This window comes from Thalassospira lucentensis, assembly GCF_011806425.1.
Classification (GTDB): domain Bacteria; phylum Pseudomonadota; class Alphaproteobacteria; order Rhodospirillales; family Thalassospiraceae; genus Thalassospira; species Thalassospira lucentensis_B.
Map to the genome: position 1 here is coordinate 125,533 of NZ_JAATOV010000001.1, position 24,164 is coordinate 149,696.

The 24,164-nt window shown below is 51.8% G+C and carries 23 protein-coding genes and 1 tRNA gene; 15 read left to right on the forward strand and 9 right to left on the reverse strand.

The genetic code is table 11. The features are described 5' to 3' along the window. Nucleotides 1-98: 98 nt before the first annotated feature. A complete protein-coding gene (locus HCZ99_RS00580; RefSeq protein WP_167444973.1) occupies nucleotides 99-1,271 on the reverse strand; it encodes an acetyl-CoA C-acetyltransferase in 1,173 nt (390 codons plus the stop codon). A 593-nt stretch (nucleotides 1,272-1,864) separates the two neighbouring features. Between HCZ99_RS00580 and HCZ99_RS00585 the strand changes: the two genes are divergently transcribed. From HCZ99_RS00585 to HCZ99_RS00595, 3 genes are read left to right on the forward strand one after another with little or no spacing between them, the layout of a single operon-like run. Beyond that, nucleotides 1,865-3,109 carry a response regulator gene (locus HCZ99_RS00585; RefSeq protein ID WP_167444974.1) on the forward strand — a complete coding sequence of 415 codons (1,245 nt, stop codon included), beginning with the start codon at nucleotides 1,865-1,867 and terminating at the stop codon, nucleotides 3,107-3,109. A gap of 27 nt (nucleotides 3,110-3,136) precedes the next feature. Continuing rightward, nucleotides 3,137-4,315, forward strand: a complete 1,179-nt coding sequence (locus HCZ99_RS00590; protein ID WP_167444975.1) for an HD domain-containing phosphohydrolase — start codon at nucleotides 3,137-3,139, stop codon at nucleotides 4,313-4,315. Nucleotides 4,316-4,362: 47 nt separating this feature from the next. After that, complete coding sequence (locus HCZ99_RS00595) at nucleotides 4,363-5,916, forward strand: two-component system sensor histidine kinase NtrB (RefSeq protein WP_167444976.1); 1,554 nt, start codon at nucleotides 4,363-4,365, stop codon at nucleotides 5,914-5,916. A 61-nt stretch (nucleotides 5,917-5,977) separates the two neighbouring features. Here the strand turns inward: HCZ99_RS00595 and HCZ99_RS00600 are convergent, their stop codons facing one another. Then, complete coding sequence (locus tag HCZ99_RS00600) at nucleotides 5,978-6,295, reverse strand: Lrp/AsnC family transcriptional regulator (protein ID WP_368484208.1); 318 nt, start codon at nucleotides 6,293-6,295, stop codon at nucleotides 5,978-5,980. Further along, complete coding sequence (locus HCZ99_RS00605; protein WP_167444977.1) at nucleotides 6,292-7,452, reverse strand: MFS transporter; 1,161 nt, start codon at nucleotides 7,450-7,452, stop codon at nucleotides 6,292-6,294. Before HCZ99_RS00605 ends, HCZ99_RS00600 begins: the two co-directional genes overlap by 4 nt. 89 nt (nucleotides 7,453-7,541) lie before the next feature. Between HCZ99_RS00605 and HCZ99_RS00610 the strand changes: the two genes are divergently transcribed. Beyond that, nucleotides 7,542-8,873 carry a PLP-dependent aminotransferase family protein gene (locus HCZ99_RS00610; protein WP_167444978.1) on the forward strand — a complete coding sequence of 444 codons (1,332 nt, stop codon included), beginning with the start codon at nucleotides 7,542-7,544 and terminating at the stop codon, nucleotides 8,871-8,873. A 215-nt stretch (nucleotides 8,874-9,088) separates the two neighbouring features. Then, nucleotides 9,089-10,069 carry a hypothetical protein gene (locus HCZ99_RS00615; RefSeq protein WP_167444979.1) on the forward strand — a complete coding sequence of 327 codons (981 nt, stop codon included), beginning with the start codon at nucleotides 9,089-9,091 and terminating at the stop codon, nucleotides 10,067-10,069. 32 nt (nucleotides 10,070-10,101) lie between these two features. Here the strand turns inward: HCZ99_RS00615 and HCZ99_RS00620 are convergent, their stop codons facing one another. Both HCZ99_RS00620 and HCZ99_RS00625 read right to left on the reverse strand, forming a co-directional pair. Then, nucleotides 10,102-11,277, reverse strand: a complete 1,176-nt coding sequence (locus HCZ99_RS00620; protein WP_254869375.1) for an alpha/beta fold hydrolase — start codon at nucleotides 11,275-11,277, stop codon at nucleotides 10,102-10,104. Beyond that, nucleotides 11,165-11,995: a hypothetical protein gene (locus HCZ99_RS00625; protein ID WP_167444980.1), complete on the reverse strand. Its 831-nt coding sequence runs from the start codon at nucleotides 11,993-11,995 to the stop codon at nucleotides 11,165-11,167. Before HCZ99_RS00625 ends, HCZ99_RS00620 begins: the two co-directional genes overlap by 113 nt. A gap of 306 nt (nucleotides 11,996-12,301) precedes the next feature. On the opposite strand from HCZ99_RS00625, the gene phaR reads away from it, so the two are divergent. The 4 genes from phaR to HCZ99_RS00645 all read left to right on the forward strand — a co-directional run bounded on the left by phaR (nucleotide 12,302) and on the right by HCZ99_RS00645 (nucleotide 15,037). Continuing rightward, nucleotides 12,302-12,922, forward strand: a complete 621-nt coding sequence (phaR, locus tag HCZ99_RS00630; RefSeq protein WP_167444981.1) for a polyhydroxyalkanoate synthesis repressor PhaR — start codon at nucleotides 12,302-12,304, stop codon at nucleotides 12,920-12,922. Between the two features lie 438 nt (nucleotides 12,923-13,360). Then, on the forward strand, nucleotides 13,361-13,717 hold the full coding sequence (locus tag HCZ99_RS00635) for a hypothetical protein (protein ID WP_167444982.1): 357 nt from the start codon (nucleotides 13,361-13,363) through the stop codon (nucleotides 13,715-13,717). A 167-nt stretch (nucleotides 13,718-13,884) separates the two neighbouring features. Then, the gene (locus HCZ99_RS00640; RefSeq protein ID WP_167444983.1) at nucleotides 13,885-14,280 is read left to right on the forward strand and encodes a helix-turn-helix domain-containing protein; all 396 of its coding nucleotides are present in this window, start codon (nucleotides 13,885-13,887) and stop codon (nucleotides 14,278-14,280) included. 130 nt (nucleotides 14,281-14,410) lie between these two features. Further along, nucleotides 14,411-15,037 carry a hypothetical protein gene (locus tag HCZ99_RS00645; protein ID WP_167444984.1) on the forward strand — a complete coding sequence of 209 codons (627 nt, stop codon included), beginning with the start codon at nucleotides 14,411-14,413 and terminating at the stop codon, nucleotides 15,035-15,037. Between the two features lie 45 nt (nucleotides 15,038-15,082). Here HCZ99_RS00645 and proB read toward each other — a convergent pair whose 3' ends face one another. The 4 genes from proB to rplU form a co-directional block, all read right to left on the reverse strand. Beyond that, the gene (gene proB, locus HCZ99_RS00650) at nucleotides 15,083-16,255 is read right to left on the reverse strand and encodes a glutamate 5-kinase (RefSeq protein WP_254869376.1); all 1,173 of its coding nucleotides are present in this window, start codon (nucleotides 16,253-16,255) and stop codon (nucleotides 15,083-15,085) included. Then, nucleotides 16,236-17,273, reverse strand: a complete 1,038-nt coding sequence (gene obgE / locus HCZ99_RS00655; RefSeq protein WP_167444985.1) for a GTPase ObgE — start codon at nucleotides 17,271-17,273, stop codon at nucleotides 16,236-16,238. Before obgE ends, proB begins: the two co-directional genes overlap by 20 nt. Before the next feature lie 165 nt (nucleotides 17,274-17,438). Then, on the reverse strand, nucleotides 17,439-17,699 hold the full coding sequence (rpmA, locus tag HCZ99_RS00660; RefSeq protein WP_167444986.1) for a 50S ribosomal protein L27: 261 nt from the start codon (nucleotides 17,697-17,699) through the stop codon (nucleotides 17,439-17,441). Nucleotides 17,700-17,734: 35 nt separating this feature from the next. Then, on the reverse strand, nucleotides 17,735-18,046 hold the full coding sequence (gene rplU, locus HCZ99_RS00665; protein WP_167444987.1) for a 50S ribosomal protein L21: 312 nt from the start codon (nucleotides 18,044-18,046) through the stop codon (nucleotides 17,735-17,737). A 429-nt stretch (nucleotides 18,047-18,475) separates the two neighbouring features. On the opposite strand from rplU, the gene HCZ99_RS00670 reads away from it, so the two are divergent. The 6 genes from HCZ99_RS00670 (at nucleotide 18,476) to HCZ99_RS00695 (ending at nucleotide 24,132) form a co-directional block, all read left to right on the forward strand. Next, nucleotides 18,476-18,565: transfer RNA gene (locus HCZ99_RS00670), tRNA-Ser, on the forward strand. A 466-nt stretch (nucleotides 18,566-19,031) separates the two neighbouring features. Next, nucleotides 19,032-19,199 (forward strand): hypothetical protein, encoded by a 168-nt coding sequence (locus tag HCZ99_RS00675; protein WP_167444988.1) that lies wholly within the window; start codon nucleotides 19,032-19,034, stop codon nucleotides 19,197-19,199. A gap of 504 nt (nucleotides 19,200-19,703) precedes the next feature. Further along, nucleotides 19,704-20,744, forward strand: coding sequence for a UDP-glucose 4-epimerase GalE (galE, locus tag HCZ99_RS00680; RefSeq protein ID WP_167444989.1), 1,041 nt, complete (start codon nucleotides 19,704-19,706; stop codon nucleotides 20,742-20,744). A 27-nt stretch (nucleotides 20,745-20,771) separates the two neighbouring features. Continuing rightward, nucleotides 20,772-21,497 carry a class I SAM-dependent methyltransferase gene (locus HCZ99_RS00685; protein WP_167444990.1) on the forward strand — a complete coding sequence of 242 codons (726 nt, stop codon included), beginning with the start codon at nucleotides 20,772-20,774 and terminating at the stop codon, nucleotides 21,495-21,497. Between the two features lie 2 nt (nucleotides 21,498-21,499). Continuing rightward, nucleotides 21,500-23,383, forward strand: a complete 1,884-nt coding sequence (locus tag HCZ99_RS00690) for an ABC transporter ATP-binding protein (RefSeq protein WP_167444991.1) — start codon at nucleotides 21,500-21,502, stop codon at nucleotides 23,381-23,383. Beyond that, the gene (locus tag HCZ99_RS00695) at nucleotides 23,380-24,132 is read left to right on the forward strand and encodes a TylF/MycF/NovP-related O-methyltransferase (protein ID WP_167444992.1); all 753 of its coding nucleotides are present in this window, start codon (nucleotides 23,380-23,382) and stop codon (nucleotides 24,130-24,132) included. Before HCZ99_RS00690 ends, HCZ99_RS00695 begins: the two co-directional genes overlap by 4 nt. Nucleotides 24,133-24,164: the final 32 nt, after the last annotated feature.

The following is a 24,164-nucleotide window of genomic DNA, read 5'->3' on the forward strand; positions in this document are numbered from 1 at the left end:
CGTATCGGACACCCCAAAAAGGGGCCGAAAAGACAAACAGGACGCCCCCGTAAGAGGACGCCCTGCTGGTCATGAAGATTTATGAGGTGCTGCTTTTCTTAGCGTTCGACGCAAAGAGCAACCCCCATGCCACCACCAATGCAGAGCGTCGCGAGACCTTTTTTCGCGTCGCGCTTCTGCATTTCATGGAGCAAAGTGGTAAAGACGCGTGCACCCGATGCGCCAATCGGATGGCCCAGCGCAATCGCGCCGCCATTCACATTGACCTTATCGGTATCCCAGCCCATTTCGCGGTTGACCGCAATCGCCTGCGCGGCGAAGGCTTCGTTGGCTTCGATCAGGTCAAGATCACCCGCCGACCAACCGGCTTTTTCCAGTGCCTTTTTCGATGCCGGGATCGGGCCAGAGCCCATGATCGCCGGATCAACACCCGCCGTTGCCCAGCTTTTGATGGTTGCAAGCGGGGTCAGCCCACGTTTGGACGCCTCGGCAGCGGACATGACGACCAAGGCCGCAGCCCCGTCGTTAATCCCAGATGCGTTGCCCGCGGTTACCGTGCCTTCCTTATCAAACGCCGGGCGGAGCTTGGACATGCCTTCGACGCTGGCGCCGTGACGCGGATATTCGTCCGCATCAAAGATGGTTTCACCCTTACGGTGGGCGATCGTGACAGGAGCAATTTCATCGTCAAAGCGGCCAGCCTTTTGGGCGGCTTCGGCTTTGTTTTGGGATGCGACGGCAAATTCGTCTTGTTCTTCGCGTGAAATGCCCCATTTGGCGGCGACATTTTCGGCGGTGTTGCCCATGTGATAGCCGTTAAAGGCACACCACAGGCCGTCCTTGATCATGCTGTCGATGAATTTGACATCGCCCATTTTATGCCCGGCGCGCAAGTTTGCGACATGGGTGGAGTTGGACATGTTTTCCTGACCACCAGCGACGACGATATTGGCATCCCCGGTCATGATTTGCTGGGCAGCCAATGCGACGGTGCGCAGGCCAGAGCCACAAACCTGATTGATCAGGAAGGCTGTTGCGCGCTCGGAAATGCCAGCCGCCATGGCGGCCTGACGTGCCGGGTTTTGCCCCTGACCGCCGGTAAGAACCTGCCCGAGAATGACTTCGTCAACAGCGTCACCTTCGATGCCAGCACGTTTGAGTGCGGCCTTGATGGCGACAGCGCCTAAATCATGGGCGGGGGTATTGGCAAGCGTACCGCTGAATGCGCCAATTGGCGTTCTGGCGGCACTTACAATTACGACGTCGGTCATGAAACCCTCCGATTATATCTTGTTTACGTTTTTCCCCGGACCGGGCAACGATGTTTTTATCCACGCGCTTTGTGGTCCTGTTACGATCTTATCGCACTGCAGCAAAATTCCAAGCACTGATCCCTCCCTCTTTCGGAGAGGATGACCTTCTTTTTGTCGGCTTTTCGTGGGCATCTTTGCTTTGGCCCAGCACGCGGACGATCCCAAAGGCGGCGTTGCCCGCGCTGTTTGCAAAACGTTGCCCTTAGAGTGTGTGCTTATTGAGGCAATATCGCAACCCCAGTTGCAGATTTTGACGGCATCACACGCCAAAATGACAGGCCGATTTTCCGCCAAATGCAGCCAAACAAATACGTTTTGGGGCTCTTTTATTCGTGTTGGGAAAACCCAATATGCCAATAAGGGAGTTAAACCCACGGTGGTGGGTGCGTGGTGGTTTCGCCGTAACTTCCGCGTAATTTCCCGGGGGGGTTAGGATTTAACCGCCTAAACCCGATGCAAAGCGGTGGGATCCGTTGGGAAACGATGGTGAAGGGTACACAGAACAAAGAAAGGCAGATTTAGACGCAGCATGATCAAAGGCAGTCATTTGAATGAGCAATATTCTATTTGTTGACGATGACGTTAATATTCTAAGCGGGTTACGCCGCCGAGCGCGCCGCGTGCATCCGGAATGGAATATTTCGTTCGTGACCAGTGGTGCCCAAGCCCTGTCTTTGTGTGATGAGCAAAGCTTTGACGTTGTTGTTTCTGACATGCGCATGCCCGGCATGGATGGTGCAGATTTACTGCATCAACTTCAGGACAAAATCCCCGACACCGCCCGGATTATTTTATCGGGATATTCCGAAGACGACGCCATCCTTCGAACCGTTGGTCCCGCCCAACGATACCTTGCCAAACCGTGTGATGACGAAGTTCTGTTCGAAGCGCTTGAGCAGATGCTTGGCATTCGGAGCCTTTTGGCGAAAGCCGACATTCGAAGCATTATCGGCGGCATTGATGCGCTGGCGTCCCCGCCTGATACCTATACCCGGCTTGTGCAGGCCTTTGACGATCCCAAAACGGGCAATGATCAGATCGTTGCCATCGTGTCATCGGATATCGCACTGACCGCCGAAGTTCTGAAGATGACAAATTCCGCCTATTTCGCGCTGCCCAACAAGATTACGTCAATTTCGCACGCGGTACGCATGATCGGGGCGGATACATTGAAATCGCTGGCGATTTTCATTGGCCTGTTCAAAAGCTTTGACGGGCCGGATGCGGTTGTTGGGCGCATGAAAACATTGTGTCGGCGATCCCAACAAATGGGGATCGCCGCAGCACTCATCGGCGAGTACGAAAAACTCGGCAAGGATGCCTGCCAGTTGCTGCCATCCGTTGGCATGATGAGCCATATCGGCAGCCTGATCTTGTATCTTTACTATCACGCGCGGATGGACAAGGTCATTGCGCGGGTTGAGAAAGAAGGCATTTCGATTGTTGACGCCGAACGTGATGAATTTGGCGCCGCCCATCCCGAAATTGGCGCGTATCTTTTGGGGCTTTGGGGATTTCCGGAAAGCCTGACCAACGCGGTAGCCCACCATCACGACCCGGTCGCGTTCAACCAGACTGAAATGAACGAGTTAACCGCCCTTTATGCCGCACAGCATTTAACCCGTGAACTTAGCGCGCAGCATCGCCCGCAAGATGGCGACGACGAAAACCCAGATGCACCGACCACTGAACCAGAAAGCACGATTGATATCGGCTATCTCGAAAAGATTGGGAAAGCCGACAGCTTGCCCGCTTGGCGGAAAATCGTTGCCACGGTCCTGAAAAGTTACCCGTAAATTTCATTAAGAGGGGAAGTGTCCAAAATGGCCGACTATAAAGTTCTTTTTGTCGACGATGACTCCAACCTTCTGATGGCGTTGCGCCGTCAACTGCGCGGAAAGTTCGATATGGTGACCGCGGCAGGCGGGGCCACCGGCCTTACCATGTTTGACGAACACGACAATATCGCGGTTTGCGTTGCCGACATGCAGATGCCCGGCATGACCGGGCTTGAATTCCTTGAAAAGGTGCAAAAAGTCAGCCCCGATACTGTGCGCATCATGCTGACTGGCAATGCCGATCAGGCAACGGCGGTCAACGCGATCAACAAGGGGCAAATTTTTCGGTTTTTCTCCAAACCTTATGAGACCGAAGACCTGCAACGCGCCCTGACGGATGGGTTGCGCCAGCACCAACTGATTACAGCAGAAAAGAGCCTTATTCAGGAAACGCTTGCGGGTAGTGTGAAGCTTTTGACCGATGTGATGGCGCAGCTTAATCCGACGGTTTTTGGCCGGTCGATGAAAATGAAAAGCTGGTGTGATCTGATTTCCAAAGAGATCGGCTTTCCGCGGCCTTGGGAACTGGGCATTGCCGCATTGCTGTGCCCGATCGGGATCGTTGCCCTGCCGCCCGATATTCTTGCGCGGATGTCGGTTGGCAAGCGATTGCAGCCGCTGGAGCGTGACTTACTCAAACGCACGCCAGAAGTCGGCCATAAACTGATTAGCAATATCCCCCGCCTGGAAGCGGTGGCGGAAATTGTTCATTTCCAGAACCGCAATTTTGACGGCACCGGCTTTCCTGACGAAGGCCCGGTGGGCGAGGATATTCCGCTGGGTGCGCGCATCTTGCGGATCGTTCGGGATTTGGCAGAAGTCAGCTTTGGCGGCGAGCCAACCGACATTGATTTCGAACAGATCGGGCAAAAACCGCACCGTTATGACCCGGTTCTGTTTGAGAAAATCAGGAAGCTTTTGGCCGTCATCGATAACGATCAGGACCTGCCGCCCGAAGGGGTTGATATGACGCTTTCGATTGCGAACCTGCGCGAGGGTGATCTTTTGATGACCGACCTTGAAACCGTGGACAACCATATCGTTTTAACCCACGGCAACTTTATCTCTGAAATGCAGCTCGCACGGATCAGAGTTTTCCAAAAAGCCCATGATTTTCGAGAGCCCGTAGACATCAAACGCGGCGTTAAAACGAGGACCGTGTGATTTGTCAGGAAGGTACAAATCCAAGGGAGACAAAATGGAACGCTGTTATGAATGAGCAAAATGTCGAAACCCAAGAAGATGCCGAGGCGATCGAGGATCAAAGCACCGAGATCGAAGAACAGGACGCCGCATTAGACGCGCAAAATGAAGACGCAGAAGTAGCGGCGAACGCCGCGCCAGACGCATCAAAAGACACCGTCGAAGATAAGAAAATTTTGCGCACGGATGCCGGTGGCCCTGAGACCAATGATCTGTTGCTGGCCGTCGATGAGATCACAACCGATGACGAAGTGCGCAGCCAGTTTCGCGCCCTTTTGCAGGAACAGCAAAAGCGCCAGCAGGAAACCACCCAGCGCCTTAAAACCATTCTTGATAGCGTGGTCGAGGGCATCTTGGTGGTGAATAATGGCGGGGTGATCGAGGATTTCAATAAATCGGCGACCGAAATCCTGCGTGCGGACGAGGATCAGCTTTTGGGCACGAATGTCGATATGATGTTTATCGACCGCAAGGCGACGTTGCGCCACCGCCTTTTGAACAAATGCATCAGCATCCGAAGCGGGGTTTTGAAATACGATTACACGGAAACAATGGCCCAGCGCCAAGACGGCGATACTTTTCCGATGGAAATCACCATCAGCCCAGCCAACCTGACCGGCGAGATGAACTATTTGTATATTTTCCGCGACATCACGCGGCGCAAACAGGCCGAAGAATCCCACAACAAGCTAGAAAGCGAACTGCGCGAAGCCTTAAAGCTTGAGGCAATTGGCCATCTGGCAGGCGGCATCGCGCATGAGATCAATACGCCAAGCCAATATATTCGCGACAATTTGAAATTCCTGAACGACGGATATGGGGCGATTTCACGCATGCTGGGTCTTGCCATGCATGTATTGTGGGAACATCGCAACGAGTTGTCCGACAATGCGTTTTCGAAATTTGCCAAGCAAATGCGTGATGCGGATCTTGAGTTTTTGCTTGATGAAATCCCCCACGCAACCCAGCAGTCACTTGATGGGATCAATCAGGTGGCCAAGATTGTGTTGTCGATGAAGGAATTTTCCCACCCAAGCGGGGCCGAGAAAACCGCAACCGATATCAACCGTGTGCTTGAGAATGTGTTGGTGGTGTCACGCAATGAGTGGAAGCACTATGCCAATATGGAAACCAAGATGGATGCGGAACTTCCACATATTCCGACCCATGTGAATGAGATTAATCAGGTGTTCCTGAACCTTATTGTCAATGCAGCCCAAGCCATTCACGCCGCCGGACGCACACCCGAAGAAGGGGAAATCACGGTTAAGACCACATCGCTTGATGACAGTATCCTGATCAGCATCAGCGATAACGGATCAGGCATCGAGCCAGAAAACAGATCAAAAATCTTTAATCCGTTTTTCACCACCAAAGAGGTTGGCAAGGGAACGGGTCAGGGACTTGCGATTACGCATGACATTGTCCAGACCCGCCATGGTGGGCGCATCTGGTTTGAGACACAGGTCAATAAGGGCACGACGTTCCATGTGCTGTTGCCCGCCGAAGACAGAACCGGCCGCCAAGCGGATGGCAAAAAGAAAGCACCGACCCAAGCCTGATCCAAACCAAGTTAGGCGCAGGCATGTGCAGACCTGGGGGCCTGCGGCAAACTATCGCCCGCTATACTCCGATGACGGCTTCGTCCTTGAGGGTTTCGGTCACGATATAGGTGCGATACCAGACGATGTTTTCATCCGCATCAAACAGGGTTTCGCAGAGTGCTGTATATTCGGCCATGTCCTGCATATGTAAAATCAAAACGCCGGTGACCTCGCCCGTCACGATATAGCATTGCCGAACAGCGGCAAGTTGGCGGGTTTTGGTAATAAAGTCCTGACGGTATTGATTGCCGTGGCGATGAAATTCAAGATTGATCACCGCCTTAAGCGGACGGCCAACCAAGGCCGGATCAACCACCGCCACGGTTTTTACGATCACTTTGATATGGATGTCTCAGGCAAGGGGCGCTTGATCCACATCGTAACAATTACGATGGTGGCTAAAAACTGCGCTATACCAAATAAGGTTAATGAGCTGAGCAGGCCAATCATGTCGGCGATAACGCCGCAAATAATTACCGGTACTGAAAAGCCAAGATAAGCGTAAACAAACAATCCGGCTGTAGCCCGCGCACGGTTGAATGGTGCACGCAATGAAACCTCTGAGAGTGCCGCGAGATATGTAAAGCCATAACTTGAAGAACTTGTGATGCCTGTGCCAATAAGAACGAGGCTGATGTTGCCAACCACGACACCTGCAAGGAGCAAGACAAATCCGGCAGGTATCAGGAAAAAGCCGATTGCCAATGCAGTGCGATTTGAGAGCTTCCTCCCGATGGGCTGGCATATAAATCCCATAAAAATCGCCAGAAAAACGACCGCACCTGTCCACTGTTCATACCCGTGTCGCTTGAGTTCGAGTGGCACCACTGAAATAATCATTCCAGAAGTAGCCCAAGCAATAAACATTGCTAGGCCATATAGAGCGGTTCCTTCAGGGAAAACTGGCAGCCTCAACATTGATACACTTGTATCTTTGCTTGAACGAGGAAGCAGCACCGCTGCGATTAACAGGATCGATGCGAGAACTAGGAAAAATATGAAGCTCGCTGGAATGAACGTGTGGCCTTGGAAGTTGAGGCTGACCCCTGTTGCAAGTGCGCCACCTGAAAAACCCAAAGCAGTTGTCGTGGTCACGAGAAGAGCAGCATTTTTGGCGTGCTTTTCTCCTAGAAGCTCCGCCATGTACGCGGTACCCGCAGTCGTTGCAAGCCCTGTTCCGACGCCGAGCATCGCACGGGCAGCCATCAAACTGTACCAATTCGGTGCAGCAGCTAGCAACGCCGTGGCTGCGCCACTCAATAATAACGCTAAAACAACTGGAAGACGTCGTCCAACCCGGTCCGATAGTCCGCCGAGCAACATGAGTGTTGGCATTAAACCAGCAACATAAGCAGCGAAAGCAGTTGTCACAGATATCGCGGTATACTGGGCTCCTTCAACATATGCACTATATAGAGGAGCTTGTAGATTGACACTGAATGTCACAGCAAAAAGCACCATAGCTAGAAGACAAGACGCAGCAATTCTGAACATTTTAATCAACCCTAAATAGTTGTTTCTGTTCGCTTGACATAAAATTTAATTTAATACAATATTTAAATTGTACTAAATACAGTGAAGCCATGCCCAAAGCACATTACCTCAGACTTGCCAATATGGTTGCGGAAGAGATCCGCAATGGCGTCCGCCAGCCGGGAACGCAGATGCCAACGCATCGTGCCTTCGCCGAAAAACACGGTATTGCCTTGGCTACTGCCACGCGGACATATCGTCTCTTGGAAAGCCAGGGACTGATTGTTGGCGAGCAAGGTCGGGGGGTATTTGTTCGTGATATGGCGGTGCCGCTTTCACTCGGTGTGGAGCAGAAGCCAGCCGATGGCCAGATTGACCTAGTCTTTAATATGCCGGGGGCGCCCTCCGATTCGCAGGTTCTTCGCACGGCTCTTAAAGCGCTTGCGAACAGAGGAGATCTAGACGCTTTTCTCCGCTACCAACCACATGGTGGTCGTCAGCACGAACGTAAAATCATTGCCAGTTATCTCAGCTCAATGTTGGGAAATGTTCCGTTTGAGAGGTTGCTGTTAACCTCGGGCGCTCAACATGGTTTGGCCATCACTCTTTTCAGCTTGCTGCGTCGGGGCGATGCGGTTGGAACGGAACCATTGACTTACCCTGGATTCAAGACAGCAGCAGAGCTGCACGGCATCAGTCTTTTTTCTGTTCGCCGAGAAAGCCAGCCGTTTGATGCCGATCACCTTGAGCAGGTGTGTCGCGAAAAGAAACTTCGTGCACTTTATTTGATGCCGACAGTGCAAAACCCTCTAGGATCAGTCATGCCAGAGGACGAGCGCCAGCAAATTGTCTCTATCGCCCGCAAATATGACCTGCTGATCTTTGAGGACAGTGCATATGCGTTTCTTGAAACGAATCCGCCAATTAGTTTCTTCGAGCTTGCACCAGAGCGTACCATTTATATTGGTGGTTTCTCGAAAAACATCGCGACCGGATTGCGCCTTGGGTATGTCATCGCGCCGGATCAATATCTAGAACGAATGATCTATGCGATTAGGGCGACAACTTGGAATGTTCCGGCTTTGATTTCCGCCATTATTTGCGGGTGGGTGCAAGACGGCACCCTCGCTGAGTTCGAGAAAGCCCGTCGCGCTGATGGCGCGCGCCGTCAGAATTTGTGCCGAGAAGTTCTGCGCGAGACGGAAATTGTGTCTCACCCAAATGCGGGATTCATCTGGTTGCCACTATCTCGGGGGTTAAGGGCTGAGCCAATTATCAGGGAAATTGCTGCAAATGGCGTAGCCGTGGCGGGAAGTGAGCCCTATGCCGTAACGGAGGCTGCACCTCATGCACTGCGTGTGGCTTTTGGCGGAATAGATATCCAAGAGTTACATCGGGCTCTTGAGATCATCCGTGATTGCATCGTTTCACAAGCACGCTAGTTCAACTCAGACATTACTTACCGGACTAGGCGAAGATTGATGAGTTCGTGATGAGAGGTAACGATGCCATATTGCGCGACAATGCGCAAATTCGCCGCCCCGGTTGTGGGCCAACATGGCATGATCGGCGGACTTAAAACGCCGTGGCACCCGTTGCGAAAAACAGGTACACACGCAATTTCCGCAAGCCCCAAACACCCAAATTGAGCCCCATCATGACACGTACCGCGCGCCGATATTTAATTGATCTGATCAACCGCAGTCAGAAGCTGTTTGTGACCTTAATCAAGGTGATGCTGCCGGTGATGATCATTGTGCGCATCGCCCAAGAGTTTGGCGCGATTGATGCGGCGTCCGAGCTGCTGAGCCCGATGATGGCGTTGATTGGCCTGCCGCCCGAGGCCGGATTGATTTGGGCGACCTGCGCGCTGGTCAGCATGTATGGCGCGGTTGGGGCGTTTATCGGGTTGGCGGGCACGCTTGATATGACAGGCGGGCAGCTTAGCGCGCTGTGTGCGATGATGCTGTTTGCCCATGGATTGCCCGTCGAACAGGCGATTGTCAAACGTGCGGGTGGCAGCTTCATCGCGACCACGGCCCTTCGGGTTGGGGCGGCGATTGGCTATGGCGCGCTGGTCACATGGGTCAGCAACACGACCGGCTGGCTGTCTGAGCCGGTTGATTTTTCGTGGATGGCCGGCGGTGATGTCAGCGCGGCAGCGACCGGACTGGCCGGTTGGGGGGATTGGGCGGTTCAAACCATCAAGTCGCTGATTGTTAGCTTTGGGGTGATTTTGGCGCTTTTGGTGGTGCTTGACGCGATGAAGGTCACCGGGCTTACCGATAAATTTACCCGTGCGATGTTGCCGATCTTGCGTGTTTCGGGATTGTCGCGCGATGTGGCGCCGGTAACGACGATTGGCGTGTTGCTTGGCCTGACATATGGCGGGGCGTTGATCATTGATGAAGCGCGCAAGAACAACTACCGCAAGCGTACGCTGTTTTTATCGCTGTGCTGGTTGTCTTTGTCGCATTCACTGATCGAGGATACGGCGATCATGTTTGCGCTTGGTGCCGATCTTTGGGTGATTTTGGTCGGGCGGGTGATCCTGACCCTGATCATTGTGGCGTTGCTGGCACGTTTGACGCTGCGCTGGGACCGGGAACCGGCACAATTGGCAACCGATACGGCTTGATCACATCATTGGGAACGGGTGCGAAAGCGGCCCTATTGCATCAACCAATTGACCAAGGGCACCCATGTTGATTTTTGTGCCCGCGATCCGACCATCATGCCGACATGCCCGGCCGAGGGATGCAGTTCGGTGCGCAAATCTTTTGGCAGCACATCAAACAGCGCCTTGGCACTTTCGGGCGGCACGATCCGATCACTTTCGGGGATAACGGTGATTGTCGGGCAGCAAATATCCGCCGGGTTGATATCAATGCCGTCAATCTGCCATTCGCCCTTGGCCGGTTTGTTTTCGACATACCATCCGATCAGGCAATCGGCCGCAACGCGGCGCGTTAACGGCACCCCATCATTGAGCCAATCTTCAAGGGCGACAAAATCACGGGCCTTGGCCGATTTGGTCGGCATCTTGTCAAAACGGCGGAACTTTTCGCCCATCATGAACGGGTCCAAGCTGGCAAACAGGCTTTGCAAGACATCGACCGGCAGGACGTCATGAATGGCCAGCATATGCGGCAAAGATGGTGCGAAAGCCGCCGCAATACGCGATTGGGTTGGGCCAGCGGCCATGAAGTCCCACGGGGTTGCCAAAAGGGCCAGCTTTTTGACCTGTGCCGGATCCAGCAAGGTTGCGGCCAAGGCCAGCACCCCGCCCATGCAATAGCCCATCATCGCAACCGGGCCACCGTTGATGTCCGCCACATCCTGTAAGGCCATCACCAGCCGCCCAGCGATATAATCATCCAGCCCGAAATTCACTTCGTCCGGGCCGGGATAGCCCCAATCGACCAACAGCGGACGATAACCCGATTTTGCGAGAAACCGTGCGAAGCTTCGTTTTTCATTGAGATCAAGGATATAGCCGCGATTGACCAAGGATGGCACCAGCAAGATAATCTCGCCATCTTGCGCGTCTTTGTTGGGTGCGGTGACGCCGTAATCATAAATCTGGGTCGATCCGTCTTCCCAGATCACCGGCACATCATCGATGTTGCGGCGATAGTCATGACGTTGATAGGCGCGCACCCCATCATGAAAGCCGGCATGGCGATCAAAGGCCACGCGATCAAGCGCCTGCACGACATCATCGGGATGGTAGTTATTCATCTCCGTCAGGAGTTCCGCCGCCTGATCCCGGAGTTCGGCCTTCCAGGGCAGCAATTGTTTCTGAAAGATCGGCAATGCGGCGCGCGAGCTGAGCCAGCTCGTCATCTCGACTGCCATGTGCATCGGAAGCGGCCTTGGCCCTGCCCGCCTTTGGCGGGTTCTTTTGGGGGGATTTTGCTTTGGCGTTTGTGGATTGCTCATCGGTTTCCTGCCCCTTTGCCGGTTTTTGGCCGCCTGATTTTGACGATGACGTTTTGGTCGTGCTTACCGCATTTGGATTGTCAGCCTTGGGCGCACCCGGCGACGGCGCATCTTGGGCGGTGGTTTTAGGATTTTCGGCCGCGGCTTTGTGTGGCTCGTCGCTCGGTGCGGCGGCGTTTGGCTTTGCGGTGGTGCTGGCCGGGTTGGTGGCAAACGGCATCACACCCGGAAAGGGTGCGGTGGGCAAATCGCGCGCCGCCTTGGCCATTTGATCCATCATCGATTTTAGCGGATTGGACGCATCAAGCCCGTCCATCAGCGGGTTTTTCATCATGTTGGCCGCCATGTCAGACGGCGTCATGCCGGGTTGCTGGCCCATTGCCATTTGCCCGATCAGATTGCCCCAGGCTTCAAACCCCTCGCCCATGCGCGAGGTATCCGCACCGAGCGAGGCATAAAGACGGCCAATCGCACTGGCGGCCTGTGTGCCATCCGCGGTGGCGGCGACCTGTTCACGCCACAGATCCAAGAACCGCTGTGCCAGATGGTCAAGCGCGTCGTCTTCGTCCTGTTCTGTGGCCGGGTCTTTGGTGTGATCTTTGCCGGTTGTCTTTTGTGACACCTATGCCGCCCCCTGATGATGTTTGGCGAGTTGTCTTTACTATAGAGAGATGCGCTGACGGGTAAAATGAAAACCCTTGCTGCGCGGCAACACGCTTTATTCCGGGTTGTTTTTCGCACTGCACTTTGCGTTGAGGACTGGACACATTGGAAAAATCACGGCACTCTGTGGGTCGCCTGAGCAATTGCAAAATTGAAAATGCTGCGCAACATCGTAAATTGTGCATGCGCAAAGCGGGGTCGAAAGATGCCCATAATCAAAGTGCCAGGCAAACGTCCGGGAAACAGGGAAGCAGGAAACACCGCCATGACCAACAAAAAATCTGACGATCAAGATCGCATTGTTATCAAGAAATACGCGAACCGCCGCCTCTATAACACCGCGACGAGTTCCTATGTCACGCTTGATCACCTGTCGCAGATGGTCAAGGAAAACACCGACTTTGTGGTCTATGACGCCAAAACCGGTGACGACATCACGCGCCCGGTCCTGACCCAGATTATCGTTGAAGAGGAAAGCAAGGGGCAGAACCTTTTGCCGATCAATTTCCTGCGTCAGCTGATCGGGTTTTACGGCGACAGCCTGCAAGGGTTGGTGCCCGGTTACCTTGAACAATCCATGCAGTCATTTGCCCATAATCAGGAACAGATGCGCGAATATATGCAAGGCACGATGAGCGGCATTTTCCCGTTTGGTCAGTTCGAAGAAATGAACAAACAGAATATGGCGCTGTTCGAACAGACGATGAAAATGTTTTCCCCGTTTGCCAAAGAAGGCGAAAACGGTGCCGCGGGCAATACGCCACATGCTGGCGCGTCCGCAGCAAGTCCTGCCAAAGCGGATGCATCGCTTGATGAGCTGAAAAGCCAGCTTGAAGCCATGCAAGCACAGCTTAATACGCTGGCGAATAGCAAGACCGACAAATAAGTCGTTCAACACCCGAGATTTTAAAAGGCGGTGCCACGCGAAAGCGGCGCCGCCTTTTTTATGTCTGTGGTCCAGTTCACAGTTTGCCCCAACGCATTTTTCATGCGTCCGTGTGAGACACTTCACAGCACGCAAGCGATCCGAAATCGCGTGAGGATCATCGTTTCGTCGGCAACAAGTACCGTGCCCATATAGGTGCCGAACCCAATGTTGCGGTGCGATGATGGGGTGCCATGATGGGGTGAACGTTCTGCGATCTGAACCGATTCGCCCCACAACCGTTCGGCATCATTCCTGCATAAATTTTTCATTAACCCTTTTTGACCGTCCGACAGTGCTGTCAGGCGGCAATTTTTGCCGGGTATATGCCCGGTATCCTAAGCAACACAGGGAGTCTTCGCCCACACAGCCAGTTTTAACGCAACAACACCAGAAAACATGACAGCCATAACACCGATCTCCATGCCCCTGGCCCGCAGGACAGATTCTGCGAGCACCGGAACGGATGGTCCTGCCGGGATTGGGATTGATATTCATGCGCAAATTTCGCCGGTCCGCGAAGTTGCGCAAAGTGGTGGCGTGTGGCTGCAACCCCATGATCTTGTGGGCAGTGCAGCATTCTGGACGCAACTATTGGGCCAGATATTCCCTCAGGAAACCCTTTTGCAACCGCCGGTCATTCAGGAAATGCATGCCAGCTATGCGGCACATTCCACACCTTCTAGCATAGAAACGTACGACTTTTTTTCGCCTTCCGCACTAGACAAAGACAGCGCAATTGACCTATATAGCTAGCTTCTGGCGGATTGCTGTAACGATTATCTGACCAACGTTCAGATACAATTCAACAACCCAAGGGTCAAAAATGACGTGCGGGGAGTTGTTCATTGGGCAAAATCAAATAAGCCCAACGGCATCCAAAGTGGGGTTAAAATAACTGGCGGTTGATAACGGATTATATCATGACTGAGAATGTCTCAAACGAAGAACCGAAACGCGCAAATCGCGCAACTGACACTGACCGTTATGTTGGTCAGCGTATCCGTGAACGTCGCATCATGCTGGGCCTTTCCCAGCAGCAGATGGCTGACCTTATTGGCGTAACCTACCAGCAGGCTCATAAATACGAGCGCGGCATTAACCGCATCTCGGCTGGTCGCCTTTATGAAATCTCCCAAGTTCTGGGTGTTCCTGTCAGCTACTTCTATGAAGGCCTTGACGGTAACCAGGCTTCCGAGCTTAACGCGCGTCAGCGTATGTGCCTTGAACTGGCTCGTAACTTTGCCAGCATCAAACACGAAAAGCATCAAGAAGCCCTGAGCCAGATGGCTCGTGCGCTTGCCGATCAGGCCGCTTAATTCCGATTAACGGATTGAGCGCCACCGAAAAAAAGGCTGTCCCGCAATTTGGGGCAGCCTTTTTTTTGTGCCTTGTCGACTGGGCCGGTCTTTGGGAAGCTAATCACCACCACACCACAACAAGGCCCACATGATGCGCGACATCGATTTTGACATGCTTGATCGCGGACGACAGGCCCGCAATTACCGCACCATCGCGCAGACAATCGCACTTGCCGATCAGGGCAACGTGATCCTTGATCCGTTTTCGACCCTGATTGCGACGAACGCCGTGATTGGAACGGGCAATGTGTTTTATCCCAACACGACATTTAGCGCAGACACGCCGGGCACAGTTTGCATTGGCAACGGGAACGTCTTTTATCCCGGCACGGCCATAACCGCGACGACCGGAAAAATCAGCATCGGCAATGAGAACCTGTTTGGCGAGGGATCGGTGTGCATCGCGACCAATCGGGTCGGTGCGGAGATCATCATCGGGTCGCAGGTTCGCTTTCGGGGTTTTATCGACATTGGCGGCACCTGCCATCTGGGGGATGGCGGCCAAATCTTGGGGCAGATCAGTGTGGTTAATGTCTGGCTTGGGGCGGGTGGATCATTCGCGCATCCGATTGCCGATGAACGCGGTGCCGTTTTAAAGGGACATGGACGCGCGACGGACATCCGGCTTGAAACCGGGCAAGTTATTGCGGGTGATGGCAGATTTACGCATGCGGACAGGCGTATGCAGTCGCATTACCATCCTGAGGCAAAATAATCAGCCCCAAAAGGCGCAAATCGCTGTGCGGCCAGCCAGAGGGTTTTACCCCTCTGTCACCACCAGATCATCGGAATGAATAACGGCATTGCCGCGTGTAAAGCCAAGGGTGGCTTCGATATCGCCCGAGGCATGGCCCATCAACAGGCGGGTTTCTTCGGCACCGTAGGACGTGATGCCGCGTGCGACCTCATCACCCTTGTCATCAAGCACGCGAACGGCGTCACCATGCTTAAAACCGCCATCAACGCCACTGATACCGGCCGCCAAAAGGTTTTTGCCGGCGCGCATCGCCTTGGCGGCCCCTGCATCGACAATAATCACGCCAGATGCCTTAAGCGAGGTCGCAATCCAATGGCGGCGTGCCGCCAATGGTGTGTCGCTTGGCAGGAAGACCGTATTGGGGGCGCCATCAAGCTGCGCCTTGAGCGGATGATAGATTGTGCCGCGTGCAATGATCATGCGGCAGCCCGATTTCATCGCGATTTCGGCGGCCTGTAATTTGGTCACCATCCCGCCGGAGCTATACATGGTCGGGGCCGCACCTGCCATTCCCATGATATCGGACGTCAGTTCGCGGACTTCGGGGATCAATTGCGCATCCGGGTTCTTGCGCGGATCAGCGGTATAAAGCCCATCAATATCTGACAACAATACAAGCGTATCGGCCGAGATCATGTGCGCGACCTTTGCGCCCAGGCGATCATTATCGCCAAAGCGGATTTCTTCGGTCGCCACCGTATCGTTTTCGTTGATCAGCGGCACAGCACCATGGGCGAGCAACGCGTTCAAGGTGCCGCGCGCATTAAGATAGCGACGGCGGCCTTCCATATCCTCAAGCGTTACCAGCACCTGCGCCATGGTCAGGCCATTGCGGCCAAGCGCTTCTTGCCAGACTTGTGACAGGCTGATTTGGCCAGTTGCGGCGGCGGCCTGCTTATCGGCCAGACTGATGGTGCGGTGATCAAGCCCAAGCAGGCGACGGCCCATGGCGATCGCGCCACTGGAAACCACGATGACCTCTACCCCGCGTTCGCGCAAAAGGGCGATATCATCGGCCAATGCTTCGAGCCACGCCCGGCGGAGCTTGCCGGTGGTTTCATCGACCAAAAGGGCCGAGCCGACCTTAATGATCAGGCGTTTTGCGTCCGCGAGTGCGGGTTTCATTGCTGTGCCCTCGCTGTTTGGGCTTTCGCCCTTAAGGCTGGTAACCGACATCCTCGCGACCTTCCATAGCGCGGCGTTCGCGCTGCTCATCGATATAGTCCCGGACTTGGCGGTGGATTTCGGTAACCCCTTGCTGGGTCACGCCCGACACGACATGAACTTTTTTGCCAATGCCCTTTTCAAGGATCTCGCGCTGTTCTTCGACCATTTCGGGCAGAAGCTGATCGGCCTTTGACAGCACGACGATTTCTGGCTTGTCGACCAGCATATCGGCATAGCCTTCAAGCTCTTCACGGACCGTGCGATAGGTCGCGACCGGATCTTCTTCGGCGCAGTCGATCAGGTGCAACAGCACTTCGCAGCGTTCAATATGGCCCAAGAACCGTGTCCCGATGCCTTTGCCCTCGGATGCGCCTTCGATCAGGCCGGGAATATCGGCCAAAACGAATTCGGTGTCATCGACACTGACCACGCCAAGCTGCGGATGCAGGGTGGTAAAGGGATAATCGGCAATTTTTGGACGTGCTTGTGACGATGCGGCCAGGAAGGTGGATTTCCCCGCGTTGGGCAACCCGACAAGACCGGCATCGGCGATCAGCTTTAAGCGCATCCAGACCCACATTTCCTCTGCCGGGAAGCCTTCTTCGGCACGGCGCGGGGCCTGGTTGGTGGAGGATTTAAAGCGCGCGTTACCACGGCCGCCGTCCCCGCCTTTACACAATAGATGCGTTTGGCCGGGTTTAAGCATATCGACGATCAGGGTTTCGCGGTCTTCGGCAAGGATTTGGGTGCCGACCGGGACCTTAATCGTGATGGAATTGCCCGAACGCCCGGTGCGGTCGCGGCCCATGCCATGCATGCCGACTTCGGCTTTGAAATGCTGCTGATAGCGGAAATCAATCAGGGTATTGAGGTTTTCGACGGCCTCAAGAATGACGTCACCGCCGCGCCCGCCGTCACCGCCATCGGGACCGCCAAACTCGATATATTTTTCGCGCCTAAAGCTTACCGCGCCGGCACCGCCGCGGCCACTGCGCACATAAATTTTGGCTTGATCGAGAAACTTCATAACCGGTCCTTTGGGCAGCGCCCGTTTTTATCTTTGCGATCCCGGCGCGCAAGGGGGCTGCGCCTCAACAGGACCATAAATTCTATATTACATAAAACAAGGGAGGAATGATTGCTCATTCCTCCCTCGAAAATCTTGCTACGTATCGCGTAGCCGACGGGAGGCTTACGCCTCTGCCGGAACGATGGTTACGTAAGTACGACCCTTGAAGCCCGACTTGAACAGGACGGAACCGTCCACAGTCGCAAACAGGGTGTGGTCTTTGCCAACGCCGACATTGTCGCCCGGGTGGTACTTGGTGCCACGCTGACGAACGAGGATGTTGCCTGCGACAACTGCCTGACCACCGAATTTTTTCACGCCAAGACGGCGACCTTCGGAGTCGCGACCGTTGCGCGAACTACCACCAGCTTTCTTATGAGCCATGAAACTCTCCTAAAACTGCATCTCAACCTGATAAATCAGGCTGTGATGTCCTTGATGCGCAGAACAGTCAGGTTCTGGCGATGACCATTTTTACGACGGTAGTTATGCCGGCGCTTTTTCTTGAAAACGATCACCTTGTCGCCCTTGGCCTGTTCGAGAACTTCTGCGTTAACAAAAGCACCTTTGAGCAACGGAGCACCAACTTTCGGCGCACCATCGCCAGCAACCATGAGAACTTCTTCAAGTTTCACAGTGTCACCGGCCTGGGCAGCGATCTTTTCGACTTTGATAACGTCGTTGGTAGCAACTTTATACTGTTTGCCACCAGTTTTGATGATTGCGTACATCTAAAACTTCCTGAAAAAACATTCTGGAATCAAAACGCGCGCTTCGGTGTCGCTGCTAACTGATACCGAACCGCTGCGAAGAACGGGTGAATTACCGTTTTTGGCCCTAAGAGTCAACTCCAAAGCGTGATGAGACGTCGGCTTTGGGATGGTTTGCGCGCATGGCAGCCCGGCAATTGTGCCAGATCATGGTGGGGCGCCTAGATTGCCCCGCAGAACCGGCGCGGATGGTGATGTTCGCGCCCAATGAACCGCGGCGTCATGCAGCGATCGCGCCCCTACTCCGACCGGCCAACAGGTTGAATAACCCGGCCGCATGACGCGCGCGGGGCGGAAGAAGACAAAAGAGTTGGCAAAAATACGTTTTCCCTCTTGCAATCTGGCGCGAGGATGGGTAAACACCGCCTCGAACGCCAAGACCACACATGCGGAGAGGTGCCGGAGTGGTCGAACGGGGCGGTCTCGAAAACCGTTGTACTAGCAATAGTACCGTGGGTTCGAATCCCACCCTCTCCGCCATTTTCCACATCAAGTCTAGAACAAAAATGCACTCTATCGCAATGTTAAGCAGCATTTCGTGAAGTAACGAGCACAATCTGGCATGTGAAAACATTTTAGCAAGCACTCTTTAAGCCTTATAAAATGGCCCTACCCAAGCGAAGCACTATCGCTTCAATGCCTCAGGTTATGTTGACATACTTGATTCCTTAAAGATCTGTAATATGCTTAAAGGTAACCTCTACGGAGATGCCCCCTGGCGAGATTGCTGATGGAAGAAGCTAAGTCGGCATTTTTTTTTGAGCCTTTTCTCTTGGCGATACATGAGCGTGGTGGCCGTCGAGCCTCAGATCATCGCCGCGTTCTCGATGCGATCTTCTGAATTGCGCGGACGAGTTCACCGTGGCGAGGCCTACCCTAAGAATCCGGCAAGTGATCCGGTCTCATCACTTGGCTGCGGGCGCAAAAGGGGCGTCAAAAGAAGGTTTTGGCCACTCAACGCGGTGGCTTTACGACCAAGATTCACCTCGTTGCCAACGCTCACAGACTGCCTGTCAGTGCGGAAACAAGCGGCGGAGAAGCTTCTGACCTCAAGGACTTCGATATTCTGGTGGATAAATATTTGCCGAAAGCCAAGGTTTTTCTGACTGATTAAAGATTATGACAACAACCATATTCGTAGCGTGATCGACATACAGACGGCACCTGTGCTCTTCCAGATGAAACCAATAGAAAAGCACCAATCAAGACCGAGCTATAACCTAGTGCTTTGCTAAATCACTTTGAGCGCGGCCCCATAAGCTCGAATACCGGAGACGGCTGGCACCCCGGCAAGATAAAACCACAGAAAGCTATCTCGGCTTCATTCACATTCTTTCGGTTCGCTTATGGCTCACAAGTTTGTCAAAATGTCCTAGTTGACGCTTGCAACCATACAATTATAACGAAATCAAATTCCGCGTAACCTTAAGGAAAGACCTCATCATGTTTTTGGGTTGATGCCCCCCCGCGAATACGGTTATTACATTTTCGACTTTAAAACACCCACAGTGAAAAAGTATCTTTGATACATAATCCCCGGAGCAAGACGACACTATCGCATGACACTGAGCTATCGAAACTTTGACAACCAACGCTCATATAAAGGTTAAGACCAATTATGGTTACGTCCGTTCTTGTCACCGGTGGAATTGGTTACGTTGGATCTCACGTTGCAGTCGAGCTCATCGAGAAAGGATTCGATGTTCATTTAGTCGACAACTTCTCAAATAGCAGCGTTCAGCAGCTTGATGGGATACGCCAAATCATATCACCAAGTAAAAGTGTTTCCTTTTATGAAGCAAACATCGGCGATACCGAAAAAATTCAAAAGATACTAAGAGAACAAAATATCAAGGCGGTCATCCATTGCGCGGGAGACAAGTCGGTGGCTGAATCTGTACTCATGCCACTGAAATATTACGACAATAACGTCGGATCCAGCATATCTCTTTTCAAAGCAATGGAAAGTTGCGGCGTCTCCATACTTATCTTTTCGTCGTCCGCTACAGTTTATGGCATTCCAAAAGGGATAGCCATCTCCGAACAAGCGCAGACAGCTCCCGTAAACCCTTACGGCAAAACCAAACTTACGATTGAGAATATTTTGAATGATCTTTGTCGTTCCGGAAGTAAATGGAAGACGATGAATTTACGGTATTTCAATCCGGCGGGCGCCCATGTGAGCGGGCTCATCGGGGACAGGTTCGATAATCATCCAAGCAATCTGTTTCCAATCATTTGCCAGGTTCTTACTGGGAAGAGAGAAAACCTGTCCGTATATGGCAACAATTACGATACAGCCGATGGCACAGGGGAACGAGATTATATTCACATATGCGACCTAGCCAAAGCTCATGTGGAAGCGCTACAGTTTTTGTTGCAAAGCCACAACAGCCCCATACCCGGCGCACTAAACCTGGGAATAGGGAAAAGTGTATCAGTCCTTGAAGTCATCAGGGCTTTCGAGGATAGCTGCAACCTTCAAATCCCTTATAAAATTGAGACACAACGCCCAGGTGACATCGGGAAATACTTTGCAGATCCGAGAGCGGCACAAAAAAACCTATCCTGGACCCCTCAAAAGTCACTAAAAGATATGTGCCGGGATACATGGAGATGGGCTCAGAATTCTGCGTCCACCACCGTCGACGAAAATTAATTATTTGATACTAGAGAGAAAAATATAGTGACAAATTCAAAATCAGAAGAACATTTTGACGATTGGCGAAAGAAAATAGACAGTTCTTCACAAAAAGATGCTGACTTCCTGTCATACTTTGACACATCAGGAAGCGTTGAAGAGGCTTTTTGCCAAGGATATTGGGACTTTGCTCACCACATCCTTAAAGATGATCTTCTACCCCTAATTGGGGAGCCATTCAACTGCTCAGCACTTGAAATCGGATTTGGTGGCGGTCGCTTACTCAACGCATCCAGTCGCTTTTTCAATCATGTCTATGGCGTTGATATTCACGAAAACTTTGACAAAGTCTCCGAGTTTTTAGCTTCGCGCGACGTCGAAAACTTTACCTTACTCAAGGGAGATGGAAAAACCATTCCACTTGAAGACAACAGTGTCGACTTTATTTATAGTTTCATCGTGCTTCAACATCTTCCCACGATTGATATTCTTGAAAGCTATCTTCACGAGGTCAAACGAATCTTAAAACCGGGAAAGGCAGCCTGTCTTTATATCGGACACCTGCCATTCAATCTTCACGGCATAAAGTATCTCGATATTAACACCCGAAAAGTAGATACCACCCGCGAAAACACACTGCTTTTGCGACCACAAACAACCAAAAAGCTGTTGAAGAAAGCAGAACTTCATCTTGTCGCAAGTGGGCGCCCGCGCAAGAAGCCATGGAGACAGGATCTTGGCGCTCAGCATTATGTGATTGTTACGGCGTAATAATGTCCAAGCAAGAAACTTCCCCCAAGAGCAAACACCAGAGTATTTTTACGCTATTCAGCATATGGCGTCGACTTACAGCCATTGCCAACGTTTCCAAACTACAGATTTTATTGGTTGCAAGTGCCTCCACAGCGGCAGCTTTCAGCGAGTTCTTCACAATCGCCTTAATCCAGCCTGTTATCGCGCTCTTTTCCGGCGCGGATCTTGATCGCGAGAATTTATTCTTTATTCAAGCTAAACTGGTCTCAAAATTAGAAGATCTAAGTTCAAAAGAGAGAATTATCGCGATCTTAGCTATGCTGCTTTTACTTCAGATTCTTCGTGAAGTATTCTTGTACCTTGCTGAGTTTCAATCAATACGTATCAGAACCCAGTTTGAACTTAATATACGCCGACTGAATTACAAAAAGACTTTACAGATCCCTATCAGCAAATTCCTATCTCTATCATCTGGCGTCACACACAGCATAATAAACTCATATCCAAGAAGCGCCGCCGGATTTGTGTTCAGTTTCATTTCCATGATCCCAACACTAACCATGCTGTCGGTCTATATTGCAATGATGATCAATGTCGAATGGAGGCTGTTCGCGTTGGTCGGTGTCGTATCAATATTGATTATGCTTTGCATGAAAGCGGCGTATGTTCACCAGACACAATTTGGGCAGCTAATGCGGCAGGGGCTTGTTGAAACATCTACAAAAGCAAACGAACTTATTTACGCTCTTCCTGTTGTTCGGTCATTCAATCAAGAAAGTAGCGCCCTTCATTCTTATATGAAAATCGCCTCTAGGTTCTTGAAAGCAAATGAGTTAAGCGCGTACCTAAATGCCGCCCTTGGCCCATTGCAACGCGCAATTTCGTTTATACTTATTTTAGGCGCCATGGTCGTTTATTATTCTGTATCTGAGATAAACGAGCTAAAGTTCCTTTCAACCTTAATTCTTTTCATGTTTATCCTGACAAGAATTAACGGCCCTCTTACGGCCCTGAACATGCAACGCGCGGGCCTTTCGCAATTGCAGCCAACAATGACAGACTTGCTGGATTTCCTTTCAACAAGCAACGAGCGCACCGGTGGCCAAGAAGTCAAAACAATCCGCAACATCCGCTTTAATGACGTTGGGTTTTCTTATGATTCGCATGAAGCCACGATCAGAAATGTTTCGTTTTCGATAGAGCGTGGCGATTTCATTGGGATTGTAGGCCCCTCAGGCGCCGGAAAAACAACATTGATTAACCTGCTCTCGAGCTTTGAAACTCCAACGACCGGGCAGATTCTTGTCGATGACACCGACTTAAACAAGTTGGAACTTAAATCGTGGCGAAAGCAGATATCGATCGTTCCACAAAAGCCATATATCTTCGATCTTTCAATCCGCGAAAACATCCGATATGGCAACCCTGACGCCTCAGATGCCGAAGTTATTTCTGCCGCAAAGCTAGCAAATGCTCACGACTTTATCGAGCGCCTTCAAGGTGGCTACAACAGCTTAGCCGGTGAAAACGGTAACTCGCTCTCAGGCGGACAAGTACAAAGACTGGCAATTGCGAGAGCATTGCTCACCAAACCAGAAGTACTGGTTCTAGACGAAGCGACAAGTGCGCAAGACACGCAGTCCGAAAGCAAGATCAAGGAAACGATTGAAAACCTCCGAGGGAACATGACAATCATTGTCATCGCTCACCGACTATCAACAATAGTAGATGCCAGCAGGATATATGTACTGCAAAGCGGTGAAGTTGTTGAACAAGGTACCCATCGCGAACTGATGGGAATCAACGGCCTATATCAAAAACTGTACGAACTCAGTGTTAAAAAAGACAATTCGATTGATGCCGCCAAATACTCTGGCGCGCTAGGTGAGGGGGATTTCAAATGAATATTCAACGTTGGCATCAACGCTTTAAAAACTTACCATATCTGTTAACGCCCCCGATTGTTTCATTACTAAAAAACAAATGGCGGGACCGGGACAGAATATTGCCAGATATTCCGGACCACGAGCTTTACAAACCTGTTTTCAGCCCCTGGCTTGGCAATGGTGAATTTGGTGGCATCCGCGATCATATGTCTCGTTTTACCCTTGTTTCTCCAGACCGCGCTTGGGTACTCTATAAACTGGCAATAAACGCAAAAAACCTTAAAGGTGATTTCGTCGAGTGCGGAGTATACAAAGGCGGAACAGCGCACTTACTCGCACACACACTGCAGAATAGAGATGTTCGGCTGCACCTGTTTGACACGTTTTCGGGAATGCCACAAACGAATAAAGAATTCGACAAACACCGAGAAGGAGACTTCGTCGACACATCTCTTGAAACTGTAAAGAAAAATATTAATTACAGTGAAAATGTATTATTCTATGAGGGGTATATTCCAGATACGTTCGAAAACATAGATGTTAAATATGTATCCCTCCTGCATATTGACTTAGATATTCATGATAGCATAATTAACACACTAGATTTCTTCTACAATTCTGTTTTACCAGGCGGATTTATTATTTTTGACGATTATGGCTTTGAGTCCTGTTATGGCGCTAGACTTGCCGTTGATAAGTTCTTCTCGGACAAACCTGAAGAACCTATTTGCTTAAGCACAGGTCAAGCGCTTGTGATAAAGTCATAGTCGACACAAAATCGAGCACTTCCATCGCACCA